This is a genomic window from Nonomuraea sp. NPDC049784 (assembly GCF_040659615.1).
Lineage (GTDB): Bacteria > Actinomycetota > Actinomycetes > Streptosporangiales > Streptosporangiaceae > Nonomuraea.
In genome coordinates this window covers 21,804-28,095 of the sequence record NZ_JBFAMX010000089.1, presented here as the reverse complement: position 1 = coordinate 28,095, position 6,292 = coordinate 21,804, and the positions used below count along the sequence as shown (strand labels likewise).

Annotated in this window: 8 protein-coding genes and 1 tRNA gene; 3 read left to right on the top strand and 6 right to left on the bottom strand. The window is 68.4% G+C overall.

The features are described 5' to 3' along the window. The first annotated feature begins 246 nt into the window (after nucleotides 1–246). Entirely contained in the window at nucleotides 247–1,440 is a 1,194-nt protein-coding gene (locus tag AB0J09_RS20395; RefSeq protein ID WP_360692997.1) for an amino acid deaminase/aldolase, read from the top strand. A 27-nt stretch (nucleotides 1,441–1,467) separates the two neighbouring features. Here AB0J09_RS20395 and AB0J09_RS20390 read toward each other — a convergent pair whose 3' ends face one another. Beyond that, nucleotides 1,468–1,797: a DUF3618 domain-containing protein gene (locus AB0J09_RS20390; protein ID WP_360692994.1), complete on the bottom strand. Its 330-nt coding sequence runs from the start codon at nucleotides 1,795–1,797 to the stop codon at nucleotides 1,468–1,470. A gap of 151 nt (nucleotides 1,798–1,948) precedes the next feature. Here AB0J09_RS20390 and bcp point away from each other — a divergent pair, with 151 nt between their 5' ends. Both bcp and AB0J09_RS20380 read left to right on the top strand, forming a co-directional pair. Beyond that, nucleotides 1,949–2,422, top strand: coding sequence for a thioredoxin-dependent thiol peroxidase (gene bcp / locus AB0J09_RS20385; protein WP_360692991.1), 474 nt, complete (start codon nucleotides 1,949–1,951; stop codon nucleotides 2,420–2,422). 119 nt (nucleotides 2,423–2,541) lie between these two features. After that, a tRNA-Leu gene (locus tag AB0J09_RS20380) sits at nucleotides 2,542–2,624 on the top strand. Nucleotides 2,625–2,815: 191 nt separating this feature from the next. On the opposite strand, the gene AB0J09_RS20375 is transcribed toward AB0J09_RS20380, so the two are convergent. From AB0J09_RS20375 to gcvT, 5 genes are read right to left on the bottom strand one after another with little or no spacing between them, the layout of a single operon-like run. Next, nucleotides 2,816–3,073, bottom strand: coding sequence for a Txe/YoeB family addiction module toxin (locus AB0J09_RS20375; RefSeq protein ID WP_360692988.1), 258 nt, complete (start codon nucleotides 3,071–3,073; stop codon nucleotides 2,816–2,818). Continuing rightward, the gene (locus AB0J09_RS20370; RefSeq protein ID WP_360692985.1) at nucleotides 3,070–3,330 is read right to left on the bottom strand and encodes a type II toxin-antitoxin system prevent-host-death family antitoxin; all 261 of its coding nucleotides are present in this window, start codon (nucleotides 3,328–3,330) and stop codon (nucleotides 3,070–3,072) included. Before AB0J09_RS20370 ends, AB0J09_RS20375 begins: the two co-directional genes overlap by 4 nt. A 49-nt stretch (nucleotides 3,331–3,379) precedes the next feature. After that, nucleotides 3,380–4,756, bottom strand: coding sequence for an L-serine ammonia-lyase (locus tag AB0J09_RS20365; RefSeq protein ID WP_360692982.1), 1,377 nt, complete (start codon nucleotides 4,754–4,756; stop codon nucleotides 3,380–3,382). A gap of 55 nt (nucleotides 4,757–4,811) precedes the next feature. Then, nucleotides 4,812–5,201, bottom strand: a complete 390-nt coding sequence (gene gcvH / locus AB0J09_RS20360) for a glycine cleavage system protein GcvH (RefSeq protein WP_360692979.1) — start codon at nucleotides 5,199–5,201, stop codon at nucleotides 4,812–4,814. Then, nucleotides 5,198–6,283, bottom strand: a complete 1,086-nt coding sequence (gene gcvT, locus AB0J09_RS20355; protein WP_360692976.1) for a glycine cleavage system aminomethyltransferase GcvT — start codon at nucleotides 6,281–6,283, stop codon at nucleotides 5,198–5,200. The genes gcvH and gcvT overlap by 4 nt, the downstream gene beginning before the upstream one ends. Between the last annotated feature and the right edge of the window lie 9 nt (nucleotides 6,284–6,292).

The window sequence follows — 6,292 nt, the reverse complement described above, 5'->3', positions numbered from 1 at the left end:
AGGCTCCAGGGAGGGTACGCGCCGGCCTGAGCGCCCTTCTCGCTCTGCGCAGCCCGGTTTGCCGCGTCGTGACGGCGGCGACGGGCCTTGTCTGCTGAAGCGTGGTCATCACAACGACAGACGTACATGGGTGCCCCGTGACCAGAACCGCGCCCTCGCCGCCCGTTTGCCCGAACATTACGACGCCAGGCACTAATGCGAACAGCGCTCATATTCATTTGTCCTATATGCCGTTACGCTGCTCATATGGACGATCGCCAGCGCTACGACCGGGCCACAGCGACGCTCGAACCACCGCTCGCGATCCTCGACCTGGCGGCCATGCGGGCCAACGCGGCGGACCTGGTACGGCGGGCGGCGGGCAAGCCGATCCGGGTGGCGAGCAAGTCGGTACGCAGCCGCCCCGTGCTCGAGCACATCCTGGCCATGGACGGCTTCCAGGGCATCATGGCCTTCACCCTGCCCGAGGCCCTATGGCTGGCCTCCCACGGCTTCACCGACATCCTGGTGGCGTACCCGACGGCCGATCGGCACGCACTGTCCGAGCTGGCCGGGAACGCCGACGCGGCCGGGCACATCACCGTGACCATCGACTCGCTCGCCCACCTGGACTTCACCCAGGCGGCCGTGGCAGAGGTCCACCCTCGCGCCGAGATCCGGATATGTATCGACATCGACGCCGGATATGTCGCCTTCGGCGGGAAATTTCGGGCTGGAGCTCTCCGCTCACCCATCCGCGAGCCGGAGGAGGCCGCCGACCTGGCCACCGCCATCGCCAAGCGCCCCGGGTTCAGGCTGGCCGGGCTGATGGCGTACGAGGCGCAGATCGCCGGAGTCGGCGACGCCCCGCCCGCGAACGCCGCATACACCCGCGCCATCCGCATCATGCAGGCCCGCTCCGCCAGGGACCTCATCTTCAGGCGCGGCCGCATCGTGAACGCCGTCCGCCAGGTCACCGACCTCGAGTTCGTCAACGGCGGCGGCACCGGGTCGGTCGAGCGGACCGTGCGCGAGAAGGCCATCACGGAGGTGGCGGCCGGATCCGGCTTCTTCCATCCGAGGCTGTTCGACTTCTACCGCCGCTTCACCGGGCACCCGGCCGCGCTGTTCGCCCTGCCGGTGGTCCGCCGCCCGGGCCCGAACACGGTGACCGTGCTCGGCGGCGGCTACCTGGCCTCGGGCGCCCCTGGGCCGAGCCGCCTGCCCCAGCCTTATCTGCCCGCCGGGCTCAGCTACGCCCCTGACGAGGGGGCGGGCGAGGTGCAGACCCCGCTGCTCGGCCAGGCGGCCGAGGACCTGCGGATCGGGGACAGGGTGTGGTTCAGGCACGCCAAGGCGGGCGAGATGTGCGAGCGTTTCGACACGCTCCACCTCATCGACGGCGACACCCTGGTGGAGTCGGTGCCCACGTACCGGGGCGAGGGCCGGACCTTCCTCTGAACGCCCGACCGCCCCCGGGCCGGCGGGTCAGCGGCGCTTGCGGCGGCGCCAGAGCACGATGGCCGCCCCCACGACCAGCACGGCCCCGACTCCGATCAGCACCGGCGCCAGGTCGGGCCGCTCTTCTTCCCACGCCCCATCGGCATCGTCGCTGTACGCGGCCGGCCGCGGCGTCACGCCCAGGGCGTCGCCCACGGACGCCACGAAGTTCGTGGCCCGGCTCTTGACGTCGGCCACCGTGCGCTCGGCGACCCGCTTGGGGCTCACCCGGTCGGCAATGGCGTCAACCGTCTGCGCCAACTCCGCTCGCGTCCGCGCGATCCGCCGCTCCAACTCGTCGGGATCGGTGTCAGCCATGTCTCTCCTCTCGACCGTACGCGTGGCCGCGCCCGCTCCGCGTGCCGTGCGAGCTCCGTCCGTTGTGGTCGTGATCAGTCTGTCAGGTCGGCACGCCGTACGGCACGGCGGCCAGGCCGGTAAGTTGGCGGGAAGAACTCAGGAGGGCACATTGACCGAAACCAAGCTCGCGCCCGGCGACGCCGCGCCCGAGTTCACGCTACCCGCCGCCGACGGCACCCCCGTCTCCCTTGACGCTTACCGCGGCAAGCGGGTGATCCTATATTTCTACCCCGCCGCGATGACGCCCGGCTGCACCAAGCAGGCCTGCGACTTCCGCGACAGCCTCGACCAGCTGACCGCCGAAGGTTTCGTCGTCCTCGGCGTGTCGAAGGACAAGCCCGCGAAGCTGGTCAAGTTCGCCGAGCGCGACGCCCTGACCTTCCCGCTGCTGTCCGACCCCGACCTGGGCGTCCACCAGGCGTACGGGGCGTACGGCACGAAGAAGCTCTACGGCAAGGAGGTCGTGGGGGTCATCCGCTCGACGTTCGTCATCGACGCGGACGGGAAGGTGGAGCAGGCGCTCTACAACGTGAAGGCCACGGGCCATGTGGCGGCGTTGAAGAAGAAGCTCGGCCTGAGCTGACCTCCACCCGCGGGCCCTACATCAAGGGCCCGCGGCCGTCTTCGCAGGCTCAACTAACACTCGCGCCTCACGCCCATTCGGAGCGCTAAACTATGTGCGGCCCGCTTCGCGGGAGCTGCGCGGGCGTGGCGAAATGGCATACGCGGCAGGTTTAGGTCCTGTTGGTGGAGACACCGTGGGGGTTCGAGTCCCCCCGCCCGCACACCCCATGTGCTCGTCGTGTTCCGCTCGGCAAATGTGTCGCTGTCTGCGACCGGCGGTTTCGCTCGGGATTTCCGGGCGCGGTGAGCAGTGAATATGACTGGTGTCGATGTGGAGCTCGGTTATTTCCCGCCGCAGTCCGGCCCAGCTGTTTTTCCGGGTATCCGGCTTTCGCGGGATACCATGCGCCGGCTATTCGTAGTGATACCGGGCCTGCAGGACGACGATTTCGTCGTTCGCGGCGAGATATACCAGGCGATGCTCGTCGGTGATGCGCCGCGACCACGCACCCGCCAGTGCGTATTTAAGCGGCTCCGGCTTGCCGATGCCCTCGTAGGGATCACGCAGGATGTCTTCGATGAGCCGGTTGATCCGTTTGAGGATCTGCCGGTCGGCCGTCTGCCAGTGGACGTAGTCCTCCCAGCCCTGGCTGGTGAACGCGACCTTCACCCCGCAGCCTCGTCGTCCAGTAGTTCGTGCCGTTCGTGACGCCCTTCGACTGCTTCCTGGTAGGACGCGATCAACCGACGTGCGTTGGCTGGAGAGCGGAGAAGATAGGCCGTCTCCTGGAGCGCTTCGTATTCCTCTGCGGACACAAGGTAGGCGTTGCCGCTCTTGGACACGATTTCCACGGCGGTGCGGTCGTTGTTGACCTCTTCGATGAGAGGGAACAGTCGACGGCGGGCTTCGCTGGCGGTGATGGACACGACCCCCCCTAGGAGTGGTACAACATTATGGTACCACTCGATGGGTTGTTCAGCACTCGATCACGTTCACGGCGAGTCCGCCGCGCGACGTCTCCTTGTACTTATCCAGCATGTCCCGTCCCGTGTCCCGCATGGTCTTGATGGCCTTGTCGAGGGCCACGAAGTGGCGGCCGTCGCCGCGCAGGGCGATCCGGGCGGCCGTGATGGCCTTGTTGGAGGCCACGGCGTTCCGCTCGATGCATGGGATCTGGACCAGGCCGCCGATCGGGTCGCAGGTCAGGCCCAGGTTGTGCTCGATGCCGATCTCGGCCGCGTTCTCCACCTGCTCTGGCGTGCCCCCGAGGACCTCGGTGAGGGCGGCCGACGCCATGGAGCAGGCTGAGCCGACCTCCCCCTGGCAGCCCACCTCGGCGCCCGAGATCGAGGCGTTCTCCTTGAACAGCACGCCGATGGCGCCCGCCGTCAGCAGGAAGCGCACCACGCCCTCCTCGTCCGCGTGGGGGATGAAGCGGGTGTAGTACGTCAGGACGGCCGGGATGATGCCGGCGGCGCCGTTGGTGGGGGCGGTGACGATGCGGCCGCCGGCGGCGTTCTCCTCGTTGACCGCCAGCGCGAACAGCGTCACCCAGTCGATGGCCTGCAGCGGGTCCTTCTCGGCCGACTCGGACTGCAGGCGGCGGTGGAGCTGGTTGGCGCGGCGCTTGACCTTGAGGCCGCCGGGCAGGACGCCCTCCTTGGTGATGCCGCGGCGCACGCACTCGGACATGACCTCCCAGAGCCGCAGCAGGCCCGAGCGGATCTCCTCTTCGGTGCGGCCGAACGCCTTCTCGTTCTCGAGCATGAGGGCCGAGATGGACAGGCCCGTGTTGGAGCAGTGCTTGAGCAGCTCTTCCCCGGTGGTGAAGGGGTAGGGCAGGACGGTGTCGTCCGGCTTGATGCGGTCGGCGCCGGTGGCCTTCTCGTCCACGACGAAGCCGCCGCCGACCGAGAAGTAGACCTTCTCCCTCAGCTTCTCGCCATCGGCCGTGTACGCGGTGAAGCGCATGCCGTTCGGGTGCTCGGGCAGCGAGATCTTGCGTTCGAAGACGAGGTGCTCGCCCACGACGAAGGGGATCTCGTGCGTCCCGTACAGCTTGACCGTGCCCGACTCGCGCATCTCGGCCAGCCGGCCGTCGATGGAGTCGACGTCCACCAGCTCGGGCTTCTCGCCGGAGAGGCCGAGCAGGACCGCCTTGTCGCTGCCGTGGCCCTTGCCGGTCAGGCCGAGTGAGCCGTACAGGATGGCCTCGACGCGCGTGACCTGCGAGAGCAGGCCGTCGTCGTGCAGTCCGCGGGCGAACTTGTGCGCGGCCGCCATCGGGCCTCCCGTGTGGGAGCTCGACGGGCCGATGCCGATCTTGAAGAGGTCGAAGACGCTGATCGCCATTGATTGTGCGCCCTTCATGCAGGGCCGGGGCCCGCGAGGGGCCCCGGCTGGTGGATCAGGATTCGCCCGAGGTGAGTGCCGTGTACTCCGCGGCGGAGAGCACGTCTTCGGGCTCGCCCTCGACGCGCACCCTGAACATCCAGCCCTCGCCGTACGGGTCGCTGTTGACCAGGCTCGGGTCGTCCACGACGACCTGGTTCACCTCGACGATCTCACCGCCGACGGGGGTGTAGATCTCGTTCACCGACTTGGTGGACTCCACCTCGCCCACGGAGTCGCCCGCCTCGACGGTCGAGCCGACCTCGGGGAGCTGCACGTAGACGACGTCACCAAGGGAGTCGGCGGCGAAGGCCGTGACGCCGACGGTCACGGTGATGCCGTCGTCGAGGCCCGCCACCCACTCGTGCTCCTTGGTGTAGTTCAGGTCGTCAGGGATGTTGCTCACTTGTTCCTCCTGTAGAAGGGCAGCTCTACCAGGTCCATAGGTTCTTGGCTGCCCCGGATGTCCACGGCCAGGCCTGATTCGACGCCGGCGTCCACGTAGGCCATCGCGATGGGCCTGCCCAGGGTCTGGGAGGGCGCACCGCTGGTGACCTCGCCGACTACGGCGTCGTCCTTGGTGACCGGGTAGCCGTGGCGCGGCACCCGGCGTCCCCGCGCGACCAGGCCGACGAGACGGCGCCGCGGCATGTCGTCCTTGACCGCCTCGAGCGCCGACCTGCCGACGAAGTCGCCCGGCTTGTCGAATTTCACCACCCTGCCCAGCCCCGCGTCGAATGGGGTCAGTTCGACGCCGAGTTCGTTCCCGTACAGCGGCATGCCCGCCTCGAGCCGGAGCGTGTCGCGGCTGGACAGGCCTGCGGGCTTGAGCCCGTACGGCTCGCCCGCCGCCATGAGGGCGTGCCAGAGCGGCACCGCGTCCTGGTTGGCGACGAACAGCTCGAACCCGTCCTCGCCGGTGTAGCCGGTGCGGGCGATGAGCGCCTGCCGCCCGTCGACCAGCCCGGGCAGGCCCGCGTAGTACTTGAGCCCGGCGAGGTCGGCGTCGGTGAGCGTGGCGAGGATCTCCTGGGATCGAGGCCCCTGCACGGCAATCAGCGCGTACTGGTCCGAGCGGTCCTCGACCACCACGTCGTACGCCTTCGCGCGCTCTTTCAGCTCATTTCCGACTTTTTCGTAGTTCGAGGCGTTTGCTACGACCATGAACTCCGCGTCACCGAGCCGGTAGACGATGAGGTCGTCGAGCACCCCGCCGCGCTCATTGACGATCATGGTGTACCTGGCCCGCCCGGGCACCAGCGCCGACAGGTGGCCGACCAGCGCGTAGTCGAGGGCCTCGCCGGCCTGCGGCCCGGTCAGGAAGATCTCGCCCATGTGCGAGAGGTCGAACAGCCCGGCCGACTGGCGAACGGCGTTGTGCTCCGCGGACTCGCTCCCGTACCGGAGCGGCATGAGCCACCCCGCGAAGTCGGTGAGCGTGGCGCCGAGGCTCTCGTGAACGTCTCGTAGCGGTGTGGGTCGGGACATTTGTCGCAC